At 68.1% G+C, this 17,067-nt stretch carries 13 protein-coding genes; all 13 read right to left on the reverse strand.

The features are described from left to right. Nucleotides 1-889 precede the first annotated feature (889 nt). The 13 genes from C1933_RS09235 to motD all read right to left on the reverse strand — a co-directional run bounded on the left by C1933_RS09235 (nt 890) and on the right by motD (nt 17,066). Nucleotides 890-3,259, reverse strand: a complete 2,370-nt coding sequence (locus tag C1933_RS09235; RefSeq protein ID WP_108754794.1) for a methyl-accepting chemotaxis protein — start codon at nt 3,257-3,259, stop codon at nt 890-892. Between the two features lie 97 nt (nt 3,260-3,356). Next, the gene (locus tag C1933_RS09240; RefSeq protein ID WP_234412378.1) at nt 3,357-3,662 is read right to left on the reverse strand and encodes a hypothetical protein; all 306 of its coding nucleotides are present in this window, start codon (nt 3,660-3,662) and stop codon (nt 3,357-3,359) included. A 217-nt stretch (nt 3,663-3,879) separates the two neighbouring features. Then, nucleotides 3,880-4,371, reverse strand: a complete 492-nt coding sequence (locus tag C1933_RS09245) for a chemotaxis protein CheW (protein WP_108753013.1) — start codon at nt 4,369-4,371, stop codon at nt 3,880-3,882. Nucleotides 4,372-4,532: 161 nt separating this feature from the next. Then, nucleotides 4,533-5,306, reverse strand: a complete 774-nt coding sequence (locus C1933_RS09250) for a flagellar brake protein (RefSeq protein WP_108753014.1) — start codon at nt 5,304-5,306, stop codon at nt 4,533-4,535. Between the two features lie 105 nt (nt 5,307-5,411). Next, nucleotides 5,412-7,604, reverse strand: coding sequence for a methyl-accepting chemotaxis protein (locus C1933_RS09255; RefSeq protein WP_108753015.1), 2,193 nt, complete (start codon nt 7,602-7,604; stop codon nt 5,412-5,414). A gap of 3 nt (nt 7,605-7,607) precedes the next feature. Continuing rightward, nucleotides 7,608-8,081, reverse strand: a complete 474-nt coding sequence (locus tag C1933_RS09260; RefSeq protein WP_159093959.1) for a hypothetical protein — start codon at nt 8,079-8,081, stop codon at nt 7,608-7,610. A 164-nt stretch (nt 8,082-8,245) separates the two neighbouring features. Beyond that, nucleotides 8,246-10,489 (reverse strand): methyl-accepting chemotaxis protein, encoded by a 2,244-nt coding sequence (locus tag C1933_RS09265; protein WP_108753017.1) that lies wholly within the window; start codon nt 10,487-10,489, stop codon nt 8,246-8,248. A gap of 368 nt (nt 10,490-10,857) precedes the next feature. Next, entirely contained in the window at nt 10,858-12,852 is a 1,995-nt protein-coding gene (locus C1933_RS09270; protein ID WP_108753018.1) for a chemotaxis protein CheA, read from the reverse strand. 53 nt (nt 12,853-12,905) lie between these two features. Next, nucleotides 12,906-13,271, reverse strand: coding sequence for a response regulator (locus C1933_RS09275; RefSeq protein WP_038688521.1), 366 nt, complete (start codon nt 13,269-13,271; stop codon nt 12,906-12,908). Further along, nucleotides 13,268-13,576 carry an STAS domain-containing protein gene (locus C1933_RS09280; protein WP_108749540.1) on the reverse strand — a complete coding sequence of 103 codons (309 nt, stop codon included), beginning with the start codon at nt 13,574-13,576 and terminating at the stop codon, nt 13,268-13,270. Before C1933_RS09280 ends, C1933_RS09275 begins: the two co-directional genes overlap by 4 nt. 202 nt (nt 13,577-13,778) lie before the next feature. Beyond that, on the reverse strand, nt 13,779-15,263 hold the full coding sequence (locus C1933_RS09285; RefSeq protein ID WP_234414691.1) for a chemotaxis protein CheW: 1,485 nt from the start codon (nt 15,261-15,263) through the stop codon (nt 13,779-13,781). Then, on the reverse strand, nt 15,260-16,042 hold the full coding sequence (locus C1933_RS09290) for a ParA family protein (protein ID WP_108753019.1): 783 nt from the start codon (nt 16,040-16,042) through the stop codon (nt 15,260-15,262). Before C1933_RS09290 ends, C1933_RS09285 begins: the two co-directional genes overlap by 4 nt. A 4-nt stretch (nt 16,043-16,046) precedes the next feature. Beyond that, the gene (gene motD / locus C1933_RS09295) at nt 16,047-17,066 is read right to left on the reverse strand and encodes a flagellar motor protein MotD (protein WP_108753020.1); all 1,020 of its coding nucleotides are present in this window, start codon (nt 17,064-17,066) and stop codon (nt 16,047-16,049) included. Between the last annotated feature and the right edge of the window lies 1 nt (nt 17,067).

A 17,067-nucleotide genomic window follows, 5' to 3' on the forward strand; every position in this document is an offset into this window, starting at 1 on the left:
GCGCTATGAGCGCATTCAGGTTCCCTTGCACCGGCGGCTGCTTCGCTGCCTGCGGCAGGCGTTTGAAGCAACAGCAGAAGCAACAGCAACAGCAACAGCAACAGCAACAGCAACAGCAATGGCGGTTGGTCGGCTGTTCTGTTGCGTGGAGGGAGGCGGACGGCAAGAGCGTTCGTTGTTATCGGGTGGGGAAATGGGGTCAGAGCCCTTTTCCGTTGGAAAAGGGATCCGACCCCTGGGGTGGGATGCAGGGTGAGTGGGGTCAGATCCCTTTTCCAGCGGAAAAGGGCTCTGACCCCGCAGCGTGCAAACACATCCATGTAGCTCGAAGGCGCCGTCCTTGGCGCCTGCGGTTCCGCCTGCCCACCCGGACCCGTCTCTTCACGCATCGCGGCGGCGGACGGCAAGCGCGTTGTTTCTATCGGGCGGGGAACTGGGGTCAGAGCCCTTTTCCGTTGGAAAAGGGATCCGACCCCGGGGCGGGATGCAGGGTGAGTGGGGTCAGATCCCTTTTCCCGCGGAAAAGGGCTCTGACCCCCCCAGAGGGCCCGCAGCGTGCAGCTGTTGCTCTTGCTCTTCTTTCTTCAATCCGGGGTGGACGCGCGGGGAACTGTCCGGGGCCCGGTGGGTGGGGTGCGCAGGGGCGCAGGCGCCATGGATGGCGCCTACGAGCTTACAAGGACGTACTTGCAGCGTCCCCTGCGCGGCCCACCCACCCGGCCACCCCACGAAACCCAGCACGAGAGCGTTCACCCCGAGGGGCTTCGCCGTTGGCTGGATCTACGGATACCCCGGAAACGAAAACGCCCCGGCACGGGCCAGGGCGTCTTCGGAAAGCGGGGGTCAGAGCCCTTCTCCTTTGGAAAAGGGACCCGACCCCGGGCAGGGATCAGAACTCCTGCCAGTCGCCGTCGGCCAGTTCGGTGGCCATTGGGCGACCGCCGGTGCTGCGACGGGCCGGTGCAGCGGCTGCAACCGGTGCGGCCGGCGCTGCTGCACGCGGTGCCGGGGCGCGCGGGGCGGCCACGGCTTCGGCTTCGTCCAGCACGAAGATCGACACGGCTTCGCTCAGGTGGCCGGCCTGTTCTTCCATGGCACGCGCGGCAGCGGTGGCTTCTTCCACCAGCGCAGCATTCTGCTGGGTGGTTTCGTCCATCTGCACCACGGTCTGGTTGACCTGTTCGATGCCGGCGCTCTGTTCCTGCGAAGCGGCGGAAATCTCGGCCATGATGTCGGTCACGCGCTGCACCGAGGCGACGATCTCGCCCATGGTGGCGCCGGCCTTGTGGACCAGGGCCGAGCCGTCGTTGACCTTGCCGACCGAATCATCGATCAGGCCCTTGATCTCCTTGGCGGCAGCGGCCGAGCGCTGGGCCAGGGTGCGCACTTCGCTGGCGACCACGGCAAAGCCACGGCCCTGTTCGCCGGCGCGGGCGGCTTCCACCGCAGCGTTCAGCGCCAGGATGTTGGTCTGGAAGGCAATGCCATCGATGACGCTGATGATTTCGGCAATCTTCTTCGACGAGGCTTCGATGGCCGACATGGTGGTGACCACCTGGCCGACCACTTCGCCGCCCTGCGAGGCAACGCCGTGTGCACCGATGGCCAGCTGGTTGGCCTGGCGTGCGTGTTCGGCGTTCTGGCGCACGGTGGAGGTCAGTTCCTCCATCGATGCAGCGGTTTCTTCCAGGTTGGCGGCCTGCTGTTCGGTACGGCGCGACAGGTCGCTGTTGCCCGAGGCGATTTCGCCGGCGGCCGAGCTGATCGCACGGCTGGACTGCTTGATGCGGGTGACGATCTCGCTCAGCTGCGCGGCGGTGGCGTTGGCGTCGTCACGCATGCGGGCGAACACGCCCTGGTAGTCGCCGTGCATGCGCACGGTCAGGTCACCCTGCGACAGAGCAGCCAGCAGGCCGGAAATCTGCTCGATGCTGCCGGCGTTGGCGTCCAGCAGGCCGTTGATCTGCTGGGCCAGCTGCAGGAAGAAGCCTTCCTTGCCGTCGGCGTCGATGCGGCCGGACAGGTCACCGGCGGCGGCCTGGGCGATCACGCGCGCCACTTCGGCTTCCACCTGCGATTCCTGGGTGCGGTCACGCCATTCCACCACGTAGCCGACGGTATCGCCGTCTTCGTTGCGGATGGTCGACACCACCTGGGCGAACTGCGCATCGCCGTACTGCATCGGGCGACGGGCCACGCCGTGCTGCTTCAGGTTGGCCAGCAGGGTGTGGTCCATTTCGCCGCGGTGTTCCAGCACGGTCACCGGCTTGCCGATCAGCGAGGCCTGGGCATCGAAGTCGGGCAGGTCGCGGCGCAGCTCGTCCTGGTACTGCGACAGGGTCTGCTGCAGGGCGCGGTTGCTGTAAACGATGGTGTTGTTCGGGTCGGTCAGGTACACGCCGGTGGAGCTGTAATCCAGGGCGGTACGGATACGCAGGTTCTCGCGGGCCACGGCGGCATCGGTCTCGATGCGCTCGCGCAGGTCGCGCTGCATGCGCTGCATGGCCTGCATCAGCTCGCCCACTTCGTCCTGGCGGCTGACATCGATATGGCCGTCCAGCTTGCCGCCGGCCACGTCGTTGGCGACCGAGACGGCACCGCGCACGCTGCCCACCAGGGCGCGGGCGAACAGCCAGACCAGGACCAGGCCCAGTGCGGCGCCACCCAGCAGGGCGACGACGATCAGCACGGCCGAGGCCGAGTAGGTGCTCGATGCCTCTTCGCGGGCGGCGCGGGCCAGACGGTTGTCTTCGGCAATCAGCGCTTCCAGCGAGGCGGTGGCCTTGCGGTGCTTGGTGCGGGTTTCGCCGACGAAGGTATCGATGGCGTCGTCCGGCAGGTCCAGTTCGAGCATTTCAGACACGCTGTCGTAGGACGTCAGGGCGTCCTTCCAGTCGTTGGCGAACGTTTCGAACAGCTTCTTCTGCTGCGGGTTGTCGATCAGCCCCGGATAGGTCTTGATCGCCTTGTCCAGGTTGGTGCGCAGCTCGGCCACGCGCGCATGGGCATCGGCCTTCACTTCGGCGCTGGCGCGTACCAGCTGCTGGTATTCGGAGTTGCGGATTTCGCCGATCATGCCGCGCATCTCGCCGGCCAGGCGGATGCTCTCCATGCGCGAGCCGGCCAGCTCGGTGGTGACATTGTTGAGCGAGTGCAGGCCGCGATAGGCGACGATGCCCTGCAGCAGCATCACCAGCAGGAGGACACCGAAGGTCAGCATCAGCTTCGGCATCAGTTTCAGATTGTTGATCCACGGCATGGGCGTTGCGATCTCCATAGGCAGACGCGCGCGGGCATCGGGCCCGCTTGCAGCAACCACGCCGACCGGCGGCCGGCGTGGCAGGACGGACAGCGGATTACTTGATGTTGGCCAGCTTCAGGCTGGACGGCGAGCTGACTTCGATTTCAGCGCGCGAGGCGTCGCGCTGGATCTTGCCGATCACGCAGACGGTCTTGCCTTCCAGCGATTCCAGCGGGAAGTTGAACTTGCCGCGGTTCTCGCCGGCGATGCGCGCCGAGAAGGTGTGGCGCGGGAAGGCGCCGCCCATGTACAGGAAGGTCGGCTGGCCTTCGGAACCTTCGGCGAAGCGGGCCTTTTCCACCTTGCCGCAGACCATGCCGTCCTTGCCGACCTGGCGCGGGGCCAGTTCGGGCGGAATCATATCGGCCGACTGGGCGAAGGCAGAAGCAGCAGTGGTGGCCAGCAGGGCAGCCGAAACGAACACAAGCAGGGACTTCATCGAGGTGATTCTCCGGGGATGGTGTGGACAGTCGATCCGGGCTGATGCGCTCCTGCGCACCCGGCTTCTGTCCCCCTATCGGCAAGCTGACGGGGAACTGAAGGGGACCTTTGTCGAAGTGTGAAAAAAGTCCGCCTGCTCAGGCGGCAGCGTCTTCCGGCAGGGCCGCCTGGCCCATGTCGGCGCTGTCGAGCAGGGTTTCGATGTCCAGCAGGATGAGCATGCGGTCGTCCTGGGTGCCGATGCCGGAAATGAAGCGGGTGTCCACGGCGGCTCCGAATTCCGGGGTCGGGCGGATCTGCTCGGCGGCCAGCGGAATGACGTCGGAGACGCTGTCCACCACGATGCCGACCACGCGGTCTTCCACGTTCAGCACGATCATCACGGTGAAGGCGTCGTAGCGCGCGTTTTCCAGGCGCAGCTTCAGGCGCAGGTCGATGACCGGCACGATGGTGCCGCGCAGGTTGATCACGCCCTTGATGTAATCCGGCGCGTCGGGCACGCGGGTGACCGCGTCGTAGCCGCGGATTTCCTGCACCTTGAGGATGTCAACGCCGTAGTGCTCGGCGCCGAGGGTGAAGCTGAGGAATTCGCCACCGGCGCTGGCGGTGGAGCTGGTCTTGTCGTTCATCGAGGGTCCTGGTTCGGCCGGTAGTCCCGGTGTCAGCCTCGATATCGGCCCCGCGGCGGGGGACTTTAGGTGGGGTTCGCGGCATCCACGCATGGCGTGGATCTGCCGGCGGGGTCGGATCCCTTTCCGCAGGAAAGGGATCCGACCCCGGGGCGGGCGCCTTAGAGCTCGCCGTTCTGGCGCGCCTTGCGCTGGCGGTCGATGCGGAAGATGTAGCGCTGGATGGCGCTGTCGCCGCCGCGCGGCAGGTCGTCGAAGCGCATGCCGATCCGCTTCACTTCGATGCCGTTGGGCTGGCGCTGCGGCAGCATGTTGCAGACCACCAGGCTGATCGGCAGGTCCGGGCCGTCGGGCATGGACAGGGTGGCGGCGTAGCGTTTCTGCAGGGTGAACAGCGCACAGTCGCTGGGCACGGTGATGGCCAGGCCGCCGCCGCTGATATCCACCACGCGCATCGACAGTGCGTCGGCACCGGCTTCACCGGCGGCCAGGCTCAGCTGCGGCGAGTCGGTGATGGGGGTTTCCAGGCGGTACAGCTCGCGGCGCTGCAGATGCACCAGCTCCTCGGGCAGGTGGGCGCGGAAGGCAACGTGGCCATCGTTGTCCACGCGCTCCAGGGCCTGCAGCCGGAACCGCACCAGCACCCGTTCCAGCTGGGCGAAGCACAGCAGGTGGTCGGCCTGTTCGGCGGCGCGGTTGGACGCCTCCTGCGGACTGCCGTCCAGCAGCAGGGTGTCCTCGTCCTCGTCGAGGTCGAGCAGGGCCGTGGGGAAGGAGCGATCGCGCCCGTCGATATGGGCGTTGATAAGGGAACGCTGGTCGATCAGCGAGCGCAGCAACTGGCGTAGCTGGCGGGGGTTGCGAACCAGGAACCGCTCGTCGGCGGCGTCGGCCGCGTGGGTGTCACTCAATGCAATGTCGTGGCCGTCGGACATGGAATCTTGGGTCTGGGGCGGGCGCCAGCGCGTGTTGGCGCGCGGCTTACTGGGGGTATCGGCCGCGCGCCGGAAATATGTAGCCCGACAAACCCGTTGCCGTGGTCAGCCGGGCAGGCGGGACACCGGCCGCGTTACCCGCTCGACGCTGCGCAGGTGGCGGCTGTTGTCCAGATGGAAGCGTGCCACCGCCTGCGCCAGCACCGTGGCCTGCTCACCCATGCCCTGGGTGGCATGCGCCGAGGCTTCCACCAGCGTGGCGTTCTGGCGGGTGTTGGCATCCATCTGCGCGATGCTCTGGTTGACCTGTTCGATGCCGGCGCTCTGTTCCTGCGAGGCGGCCGAGATCTCGCCCATGATGTCGGTCACCCGCTGCACCGAGGCGACGATCTCGCCCATGGTGTCGCCGGCGCGCCGCACCAGGGTGGAGCCTTCGTCGACTTTTCCAACCGAATCGTCGATCAGGCCCTTGATCTCCTTGGCGGCCGCGGCCGAGCGCTGGGCCAGGGTGCGTACCTCGCTGGCCACCACGGCAAAGCCACGGCCCTGTTCGCCGGCACGCGCCGCTTCCACGGCGGCATTCAGGGCCAGGATGTTGGTCTGGAAGGCGATGCCATCGATGACCGAGATGATGTCGCCGATCTTTCGTGATGCAGCCTGGATCGCGCCCATGGTGCTGATCACCTGGCCCACCACGTCGCCGCCCTGGTGGGCGACGGCGGCGGCGCCGCTGGCCAGCTGGTTGGCCTGGCGTGCGTGCTCGGCATTCTGGCGCACGGTGGCAGTCAGCTCCTCCATCGTGGCGGCGGTCTCTTCCAGGCTGGCCGCCTGCTGTTCGGTGCGGTCGGCCAGGTGGTCGTTGCCGCGGGCCAGGTCGGCGGCCGCACCGGTCAGGCTGCCCGAGGCGGTCTGGATGCTGCCGACGATGGCGGTGAGCTGGGCGATGGTGGTGTTGGCATCATCGCGGATGCGGGCGTACACACCGTGGAAATCGCCCTGCATGTGCGCGGTCAGATCGCCGCGCGACAGCGCCGCCAGCAGCTGCGAGATCTGCTCGATGCTGTACGCGCTGGCGTCCAGCAGGCTGTTCAGGCGCTGCGCCAGCTGCAGGAAGAAGCCGTCCTTGTCCGCAGTGCCCACGCGCTGGCTGAAGTCGCCCTGGGCGGCCGCTTCAACGATACGCCCCAGCTCTTCTTCCACCTGCAGTTCGCTGGTGCGGTCGGCCCATTCCACCACGAAGCCCTGGCGCTGGCCGTCGTCGCCGATGATCGGATTGATGATCAGGCGCATGCTGCGGCCGCCGACGCGGATCTGCGCGCGCCAGGTGCCGGTCAGCGTGTCCAGCAGCCGGGCCTGGTGGGCAGGATTGCGATGGAAGATGTCGATGCTGCGGCCAATCAGGTCGGCGGCGTTGAACTGCGGCAGGTCGCGGCGCAGGTCCGCTTCGGCCGCGGCCAGCATGTGCTGCAGCGGGCGGTTCACGAACACGATGTTGCGGTCGCGGTCGGCGATCATCACGTGGGTGGTGACATCGTCCAGCGCGGTGCGGATGCGCAGCGATTCGCGCGTGGTCTGCTGCTCGCTGTCGCGCCGCTGCAGCAGGCGGTCACCGGTCTGCACCAGTGCCGCCGCCAGAGAATCCGGCGGGAAACGGGCGTTCTGCAGGGGCTCGGGCACCGGCTGGTCTTCGGCCAGGCCGCGCGCCAGCTGTGCCAGCTGCTGCGGGTCGTGGCCCAGCAGCAGCAACTGACGGCGCATCTGCACGGCCATCAGGCTGAGCAGGCCGGCTTCAACCACTACGTACAGGGCGTGCAGGGCGAGGGTGCCCAGCCCGCTGCCGGCCGCAAACACCGGGTAGGGCAGGCCTTGCACCTGCAGTGCGTAGAACAGCACGTGATGGACGGCAATGGCGCCGGCGGCCACCACGATCGGCAGCCAGTCGCGGTAGTACAGCAGCAGCGCGATCAGCACGATCACCGTGAAGTGCGTTTCCAGCTGCCCGTGGGTCTGGTGGATGAGCGTGGCCGACAGCACCATCCAGGCCAGGGCCACGGTGCAGCGGCTGAGACGGGTGCCGGGCAGCCAGTGGACCTGCAGCGTGGTGACCAGCAGTGCCGGCAGTGCGACCCCCAGCCATGGCGCCCAGGCACCACTGCGTAGGGCCAGCACCACCGAGGCCAGCACCAGGCCGGCGGTGACGACCAGGAACAGGCGGTCGGCGGTGGTGGACAGTGCGCGCAGGAAGGGCAGCGATCCGGCGCGGACGGGCGTTGCCTGGGGGGCAGGGGATGCGTGCATGCACTATTCCTTGAGGCATGGGCATGGGGTGGCGAGGATCACGGCTGCCTGCGGCTGTGCCAGCAGATGGTTCACCAGGCGCGCGGCCGCAGGGCCGACGCCGCCGCAGCCGGGGTCGAGCCGGGCGGGGCCGGCATAGACCAGTTGCTGCTGGTGCAGGACCAGCCAATCGAACGGCAGGGCCAGGGCGCTGGTCTGCACCGCGCTGCCGCTGGGCAGTACATCGTGCCCATCGCAGGGGCAGCGGTCGGGCAGGCGCAACAACAGGGGGTGCTGGGCGCTGGCGGCCACCAGATCATGCGGCAGCTGCGCCAGCAGATCGGTGGCACGCCAGCGGGCGGGTTCAGGGGCCGCGGCGCGCGATTGCGTCCACAGCAGGGGCAGGGTCCAGCCCAGCCACAGCGAAAGCAGCAGCACCCCGGCCAGCGGGCGCCAGTCTCGAACCGGTTTCGCAGGGGCGGTGGGGCGGGCGGACATGGGCGTGCACGCGTTGGGCCGTAGTTCGTTAGCGGCCGGTATGGCGTGAAGCTGAAGGGTGATCGCATCGCGGCGCCGGGGATTGCCCGGCGCCTTTTCCACGGGGAAGCCGAGCATGGCTCGGCTCTACAACACCGGCGCCGGGCAAACCCCGGCGCCAGCCCTCAGAACTCCTGCCAATCACCTTCACCGGCCAGGGCCGGCTGCGGTGCCGCCTTGCGCGCACGCGGCGCGGCCACGACCGGTGCGCTGACCGCCTTGCGCGGCGCAGACACCGCCGGCGCCGTGACACGGACCGGTGCGCTGGACAGGCCCGGGGTGGCAAGGCGGAAGCGTGCCACCGCTTCACCCAGCTGCGCGGCCTGGTCTTCCATGGCGCGTGCGGCAGCGGTGGCTTCTTCCACCAGCGCGGCGTTCTGCTGGGTGGTTTCGTCCATCTGCACCACGGTCTGGTTGACCTGCTCGATGCCGGCGCTTTGTTCCTGCGAAGCGGCGGAAATCTCGGCCATGATGTCGGTCACGCGCTGCACCGAGGCGACGATCTCGCCCATGGTCGCACCCGCCTGGTGCACCAGCGCTGAGCCTTCGTTGACCTTGCCGACCGAATCGTCGATCAGGCCCTTGATCTCCTTGGCGGCGGCAGCCGAGCGCTGGGCGAGGGTGCGCACTTCGCTGGCGACCACGGCGAAACCACGGCCTTGTTCGCCGGCACGTGCCGCTTCCACCGCAGCGTTCAGCGCCAGGATGTTGGTCTGGAAGGCGATGCCATCGATGACGCTGATGATCTCGGCGATCTTCTTCGACGAGGCTTCGATGGCCGACATGGTGGTGACCACCTGGCCCACCACTTCGCCGCCCTGCGAAGCCACGCCGTGCGCGCCGATGGCGAGCTGGTTGGCCTGGCGGGCGTGTTCGGCGTTCTGGCGAACGGTGGAGGTCAGTTCCTCCATCGAGGCGGCGGTTTCTTCCAGGTTGGCGGCCTGCTGTTCGGTACGGCGCGACAGGTCGCTGTTACCCGAGGCGATCTCGCCGGCGGCCAGGGTGATGCTGGAAGTGCTGGCCTGGATCTGGCCGACGATCTGGGTCAGCTGGGCGACGGTGGTGTTGGCATCGTCACGCATGCGGGCGAACACGCCGTTGAACTGGCCGTCCATGCGTGCGGTCAGGTCGCCTTCGGCGATGGCCTGCAGCAGGGTGGACAATTGGCCCAGGTTGCCGTCGGCCACCTGCATCATGGTGTTCAGGTTGTCGATCATGGCGCGGAAGTCATGCGCGAAGCGATCGGCGTCGCCACGCTGGCTGAAATCGCCCGCAGCGGCGGCGCTGGCCAGCTGCTGGATCTGCGTGTTGATGGCCAGCAGGCTGGACTTGGCCGCATCCATGGCTTCGTGCAGGAAGGCACGGGTGCCCGGCAGGCGGCGCGCATCTTCGGTCAGGTTGCCGGCGGCGTACTGGTTCAGCACGTCGATGGCATCGCGGATGGCATCCAGGTGTTCGAAGATGACGGTGTTGATGCCGCCGGCCAGCTGGCCGTACACGCCGGGGAAATCTTCCGGAATGCGATGGCTGATATCCGGGCCGGCGTGCATCTGTGCCATCAGCTGGGTCTGTTCCGAGAAGCGCCGCAGCATGGCCGTCATCTCGCTTGTGGCGGCCAGCATGCGCCCGGCTTCGTCCTTGCTGGTGGCCTGGGTGGTCACGCTCAGGTCGCCGCGCGAGACGGCCTGGATGGCCTGCACGGCCTTGCCCAGCGGGCCGGTGACGGCGCGCGAGATGACCACGGCCAAGGCTGCGGCGACCAGCGACAGCAGCACGATGCAGCTGATGATGGCGATCAGGCTGTTGCGGTGGGTGGCGTTGGCGGCGTCGATCTTGCCCTGCATCTGCGAGCTGAGATACGCGCTGAGCGCCTTCATGTCTTCGAAGGCCTTGCGGCGCAGCGGGCGCGACTGCTCGTCGGACACCTGCTGGGCCAGCGCGGCGTCACCGGCGGTGGCGGCGTCACGCAGTTTTGTGTTGGCGGCGAAGTAGGCATCCACGTCGGCCTGCACCGGCTGGTACAGCGCGCGCTCCTTGTCGCCCGACGGCAGGGCGGCATAGGCGGCCAACTGCTCGCGCACGATCTTGGCGGTGTCGGCCATGCGCGTGTTGTACTCGGCCACCTTTTCCGGCTTGTCCAGCATGCTCAGCTGGGCCAGCTCGTAGGTGCGGAATTCGCCCAGCTGCGAGCGCACTTCGCCCAGGTACTGCACGGACGGAATATCGTTGGTGGCCATGGCGCGCAGCTGCGCGTTGGCTTCGGACAGGCGCACCAGGGCGAACACGCCCAGGATGACGGTCATCAGGGTGGTCAGGGTGAACCCCACCGCCAGCTTGCGGGCGATGGGCAGATCGTGGAACCACTTCATGCAGGGTGCTCCGGATGGGCAGGTGCCGGCGCGGGTGCGGCGGCGTAGGGGGTGGTTGCAGGAGGGAACGGTCGTGCCGGTGGGGGTTCGGTGAAAGCCGTCAAAGCGAGATAGCGGCGCTGCGCGCGGGGACTTTATGGACGGATGTCACATTCGCTGGCGTAGGGATGGGCGCCTGCAGGCCTTGTGGCGTGGGGGCTTTGGGGTAATTGGATGGTTGCGGGGGAAACCAGGCGTTCGACCGGTGTCACAGTGCGGGGGTCAGAGCCCTTTCTGCGAAGGGATCTGACCCCGGGGGTCTGGCCCCGTAAACAGAACCGCCGCCCAGATGGGCGGCGGTTGGGTGACGCACGGCGATGTGGGGGCGGTCAGGCGGCCTGCGGCATGCGCAGCGAGCGCACCAGGCCACCGATGTCCACGATCAGGGCGACGCGGCCATCGCCGAGGATGGTGGCGCCCGATACGCCACCGATGCGGCGGTAGTTGTTCTCGATGTTCTTGACCACCACCTGCTGCTGGCCGACCAGTTCGTCCACTTCCAGCGCGATTTTCTGGCCATCGCCTTCCACCACCACCACCAGCGATTCGCTGTTGGCGCGACGGTTGCCGTAGCCGTAGTACTCGGTGAGCGACAGGATGGGCAGGTATTCGCCGCGCACGCGCAGCACGCGGCCTTCGCCGGCCATGCTGCGGATGTCTTCGGGCTGCGGCTGCAGCGCTTCCAGCACGTAGGCCAGCGGCAGGATCAGCGTTTCGCCGGCCACCGCCACGGTCATGCCGTCCAGGATCGCCAGGGTCAACGGCAGGCGGATCAACGTGCGGGTGCCGCTGCCCAGGCTGCTTTCGATCTGCACTTCACCACCCAGCGCCTGGATGTTGCGGCGGACCACGTCCATGCCCACGCCGCGGCCGGACAGGTCGGTCACTGCATCGGCGGTGGAGAAGCCGGGCTGGAAGATCAGGTCCCAGACCTGCGAATCGGTGGGGTTGTCCGGCACGCTCAGGCCGCGCTCGTGGGCCTTGGCCAGGATCTTGTCGCGATTCAGGCCGCGGCCGTCGTCGCTGACTTCGATGACGATGTGGCCACCCTGGTGCGAAGCGGCCAGGGTGATGGTGCCGGTCTCGTCCTTGCCGGCGCCGCGACGCACGTCGGGCATTTCCAGACCGTGGTCGATGGAGTTGCGCACCAGGTGGACCAGCGGGTCGGCGATCTTTTCGATCAGGCCCTTGTCCAGCTCGGTACCTTCGCCGATGGTGCGCAGGCGCACCTGCTTGCCCAGGCGGCTGGACAGATCGCGCACCAGGCGCGGGAAGCGGCGGAACACCGCGTCCACCGGCAGCATGCGCACGCCGATCACCGCTTCCTGCAGGTCGCGGGTATTGCGTTCAAGCTGGTCCAGGCCGGCGAAAAGACGTTCGGCATGCACCGGGTCGATGGCATGCGACACTTGCTTGAGCATGGCCTGGGTGATGACCAGTTCGCCCACCAGGTTGATCAGGGCATCGACCTTGTCCACGCTCACGCGGATCGAGGTCTCTGCTTCGGCAGCGGCCGGCGTGGCTGCAGCGGCAGCAGCAGGTGCGGCTGCAGGTGCAGGTGAAGCGGCCGCCGTGGCGGCGGGTGCCGGCGGTGCCTGGGTGGCCAGGCTGGGCGGTGCGGCCGGTCGGATATCCAGTTCGCAGTCGTCCAGTACCCAGGCGAAGGTGTCTTCGATCTTGCTGCGCGGCACCTTGCCGACCAGGCCCAGGTCCCAGGCCAGGTGGGCTTCCAGCGGGTCCAGCTGGGCAAAGCCCGGCAGGCGGTCCATGCGTGCGGCCACCTGCAGCGAGCCCAGGTGTTCCAGCTCGCGGATGATGCGCAGCGGATCGTTGCCGCTCATGAACAGCGACGGCGCCGGGGTGAAGCCGATCTGCCAGGCCTCGGGGGTGTCATCGACCGGGGCGGCCGCTGCTACCGGGGCGCTGGCCGCAGCCTGCCCGGACAGCACCGCTTCCAGGCGGGCCTTCACTGCGGCCACCGACGCCGGGTCGGCGGCCTGGCCATGTTCGGCTTCACGCAGCAGTGCACGCAGCACGTCCACCGAGGACAGCATGGCGTCCACGGCCGTGGCTTCCAGGGCTCGCTTGCCGGCACGCAGCTCGTCGAGCAGCGTTTCCAGCACGTGGGTCAGGCCGGCAATGGTGTCGAAGCCGAAGGTGCCGGCGCCGCCCTTGATGGAATGGGCGGCACGGAACACCGAATTGATGATTTCCGGATCCTGCTGCCCCGATTCCAGGGCAAGCAGCCCGGCCTCCATGGCGTCGAGGCCTTCGCGGCTCTCCTCGAAGAAGGTGGCGTGGAAGCGTTGCAGGTCCATGCTCATGGCAGCGGTAATCCGGAAACGTGGGGAAGGGGCGGTTCAGCAGTGCCGGGCGATCAGCCCAGCACCTTCTGTACGGTGGCGACCAGCTGTTCGGGGTTGAACGGCTTGACCAGCCAGCCGGTGGCGCCGGCGGCCTTGCCTTCGGACTTCTTGTCCGCAGCCGATTCGGTGGTCAGCATCAGCATCGGGGTGAACTTGTAGTCCGGCAGCTGGCGCAGTTCACGGATCAGGCTGATGCCATCCATGTTCGGCATGTTGACGTCGGTGACCACCGCGTTGAAGCGCTGGCCCTTGGCGCGGCCCAGGGCCACGGCGCCGTCTTCGGCTTCTTCGACGGAAAAACCGGCCGAGGTAAGGGCGAAGGAAACCATCTGGCGCATCGACGCCGAATCGTCCACCACCAAGATACGTGCGCTCATGCAGCGTTCTCCACAGATTTCAGGTTGTCATGGGGTACGTCCAGGCCCAGGGCCTGGGTGACGCCCAACAGGCGTGCGGCGTCACGGAAGGTTGCGGTGCAACCGTGGAAGCCGGTGTCCAGCCCGGCCTCGCGGCGGGCCTGCACGAAGGCGCACAGCACCTGCACGCTGGCGGTGTGGATGCGGCCGACCTGGCTTGCGTCCAGGGTCAGCTCGCCTGCTTCCGCCACCAGGGGCGAAAGGCGGTTCTTGAGCTCGGTGCTGCTCTCGATGCCGAGATCATCACCCAGTTCGACAGTGCTCATGATTGCTCCGGACAAACGGTTCCGAGATCCATAACGGCACACCGGCGGGGTTCTTTAGGATTGTTTCGGGGGGAGGGGTATCCACGCGTGGCGTGGATCTACCGGGGGATCAGGGTGTTGATCGCCCCGGGCGATGCCGGCGTGTAGATCCACGCCATGCGTGGATGAGGTTCGGTAGATCCACGCCATGCGTGGATGGGCTTCACCCCAACAGACGGGTCGCGTCCAGCAGGATCATCGGCCGTTGGCCAATGCGGGCTACGCCGCGGAACAGGTCGTTGGAAATCTGGCAGATGCGCGCGGTGTCGGGCGGTTCAATCTGAGAATCGGTGAGGTTGGCCACGTCTTCCACGGCCGACACGCGCAGGCCCAGGATCTCGCCGTTCTCTTCCAGCACCACGATGCGCGTCTGCGCGTCGTCTTCGGCGGTGGTGGTGCCCAGGTGCAGGCCCAGGTCCATCACCGGCACCACCTGGCCGCGCAGGTTCATGATGCCCAGCATGGCGGCGGCGGTGCCGCGCAGGGGCAGCAGGGGCACGGGAAGCACCACTTCCTGCACCTTCAGCAGTTCCAGTGCGTAGGCCTGCACGCCGCAGCGCAGGCGCAGCCAGCGCGAGGTGCGTTCGCCGGCGCGGCGGGCCTGCGGGTGCGGGCTGCTGGCCGGCTGGTGGGCCTGCGATTGCAGTTCCTGCCAGCTGGACGGGCGGGCGCCGGCCGGGGCGTTCACTGCCACGCGCGGCGGCGGCGCCACAGCGGCGCGGGCGACCGGGGCTGCGACGGGCGCGGCGGCGGCCGGGAGCGCCGGTGCCACCGTGGCGGGGGCAGGCACGGCCACCGTTTCACCTTCTGCCGCAGCTTCGAACGCGGCCTGCAGGGCAGGGCTGTCGATGTGGGCCAGGGCGTGGCTGTCAGCGCTGTCGGTTTCGTAGATCACTTCGTCCGGCAGGTCGTCCCAGGTGGGCTCAGGGCCGGCCGGCGCCGCAGCGAGTTCGGCTGCCACTGCGCTCGCCGCGCGTGGCCCGGCGCCACCGTCGGTGTCTCCGGTTTCGTAGATCACTTCGTCCGGCAGGTCGTCCCAGGTCGGTTCGCGTTCGGTCGCGGCGACGGCCACGGCGTCGAAGGCGGCCTCCAGCGCTGCGCTGTCGCTCTGGGCGACAGCCGCAACGTCTTCGGTTTCGTAGATCACTTCGTCCGGCAGGTCGTCCCAGGTCGGCTCGCGTTCGGGAGCGGCGACGGCGGGTTCGGGCACCGCTGCGCTCGCCGGGCGTGGCCCGGCGCTACCGTCGGTGTCTTCGGTTTCGTAGACGACTTCGGCCGGTAGGTCGCCCCAGGTCGGTTCGCCTTCGGGAGCGGCGACGGCCACAGCATCAAAGGCGGCCTCCAACGCTGCGCTGTCGGTCTGGGCGACAGCGGGAACGTCTTCGGTTTCGTAGATTACTTCGGCCGGCAGGTCGTCCCAGGTCGGTTCGCGTTCGGAAGCGGCGACGGCGGGTTCGGGCACCGCTGCGCTCGCCGGGCGTGGCCCGGCGCTACCGTCGGTGTCTTCGGTTTCGTAGATCACTTCGGCCGGCAGATCGTCCCGGGTGGGCTCGCGTTCGGCGGCCACGGCGAAGGCAACCGGCGGCGACACGATGGCTTCGCCCAGCAGTTCGTCCAGATAGTCGTCCAGCACGCCGGTGGTGCTCATGCCGCCTGCTCCAGTGCGCGCTCGTCTTCGCCCAGGATCCAGTTCAGGGCGCGGCGGTACGCGGCCAGGCCGCGGCCCGGGTAGTCCTCGCCCACGCTGGGCAGGGTCAGCCCGGCGGCGTTGCTGATGCGGGTGTCCAGCGGGATGGCGTCTTCCCACACGCGGCCGACGTGACGGTCCTGCATGCTGCGCAGCGATTCGTTGCCCGCGCGGGTGCGGCGGTCGAACAGGGTCGGCAGGATCGAGATCGGCAGCGGGCGGCGGCGCGAGCGCTCGACCATTTCACCGGTGCGCACCATGCCGTCCAGGCCGTGCAGCGCCAGCGGTTCGGCCTGGGTGGGAATGATCAGGCGATCGGCCGCGGCCAGTGCGTTGATCATCAGCAGGCCCAGGGTGGGCGCGCAGTCCAGCAGGATGTAATCGTGCTGGCCCTGGTGGCGGGCCAGCGCGTTCTGCAGGGCCAGGCCCAGGCCGGGCTGGTTGGCGCTGCGGCGTTCCAGCGTGGCCAGCGAGGCCTGCGCGCAGACGTAGTCCAGGCCGGTGATCGGGCTGGGGTGGCTGAGCGTTGCCAGATCGGCCGGCGGTGCGCCGAACAGTTCCAGTACACCGGCAGGCGCCGGCTCGACCGGCACGCCGAAGGCGCGGGTGAGCGAGGCGTGCGGATCCAGATCGATCAGCAGGACCCGGTGGCCGAGCGCGGCCAGGCCGCGACCGAGGGCGAGGGTGGTGGTGGTCTTGCCGACACCGCCCTTCTGGTTGGCGACTGCCCAGATGCGCATCGGATTACTCCTTCATTGCAGGGGGAACGGCGGCGCCGACATGGCTGCCTGCCGACACCGGCGGCAACTGCACCGGTGCAAGGGGGGAAGGGGGGCGTGCCGTCGCCGCAGCGGCGGTGCTGGCCGCAGGTGCGGCGGCATCGTTCTGGCCAGTGGCGGCGTTCAGGCGTTCACCCAGCGGGTCCACCGCGTGGCTGGTGTCAGCCAGGATGATGACCATCACCCGGCGGTTGCGGTTGCGGCCCTGGGCGCTGTCGTTGGCATCGCGCGGGCGGAACTGGCCGTAGCCGACCATGGCCAGGCGAGAAGGCTGCACGCCCTGGTCGGCGAACAGGTGGACCACGCTGGCGGCGCGACCGGCCGACAGTTCCCAGTTGGACGGGAAGGTGGCGGTGGCAATCGGAATATTGTCGGTGTGGCCTTCCACGCGCACGCTGTTGGGCACATCGCGCAGCACCTCGGCCAGGCTGGCCAGGGTCTGCCGCGCATGCACGTCCAGTGCCGCCGAACCGGTGGGGAACAGGATGTCACTGTTGATCTCGACCTCGATCCACAGTTCGGTGCGGCGCACGCTGATCATGCCGCGGTCGATCAGCGGCGACAGTGCGGCGGTCAGGCGGTCGGCGATGCTATTGAGCTGGCGCTCGGCACGGGCGATCTGTTCCTGGTTGTGCACCGACACCGGCATGCGCATCTGCGAGGCCATCGACGGCAGCAGGGTGGGGTCGTGCGAGGGGGCCGGCGCGGACGGACCGATCTTGGTGCCGGACTTGATGACCGAGGGGCTGTCCCAGCCGCCGCCCTGCACCTGCTTGTTGCCCACCTGCACCGGATTGATGGTGCGCGGGGCGCCGCCGAACGCATCGGTAAGCGCATCGGCCATGATGCGGTACTTGCCCTCGTTCACCGAGGAAATGGCGTACATCACGACGAAGAACGCCAGCAGCAACGTCATCAGATCGGCATAGGGGATCGCCCATGCTTCATGGTTGGCGTGCTCTTCGTGGTGCTTGCGGCGGGCCATG

The sequence above is a fragment of the Stenotrophomonas sp. ZAC14D2_NAIMI4_6 genome, assembly GCF_003086875.1.
In the GTDB taxonomy this organism is placed as follows: domain Bacteria; phylum Pseudomonadota; class Gammaproteobacteria; order Xanthomonadales; family Xanthomonadaceae; genus Stenotrophomonas.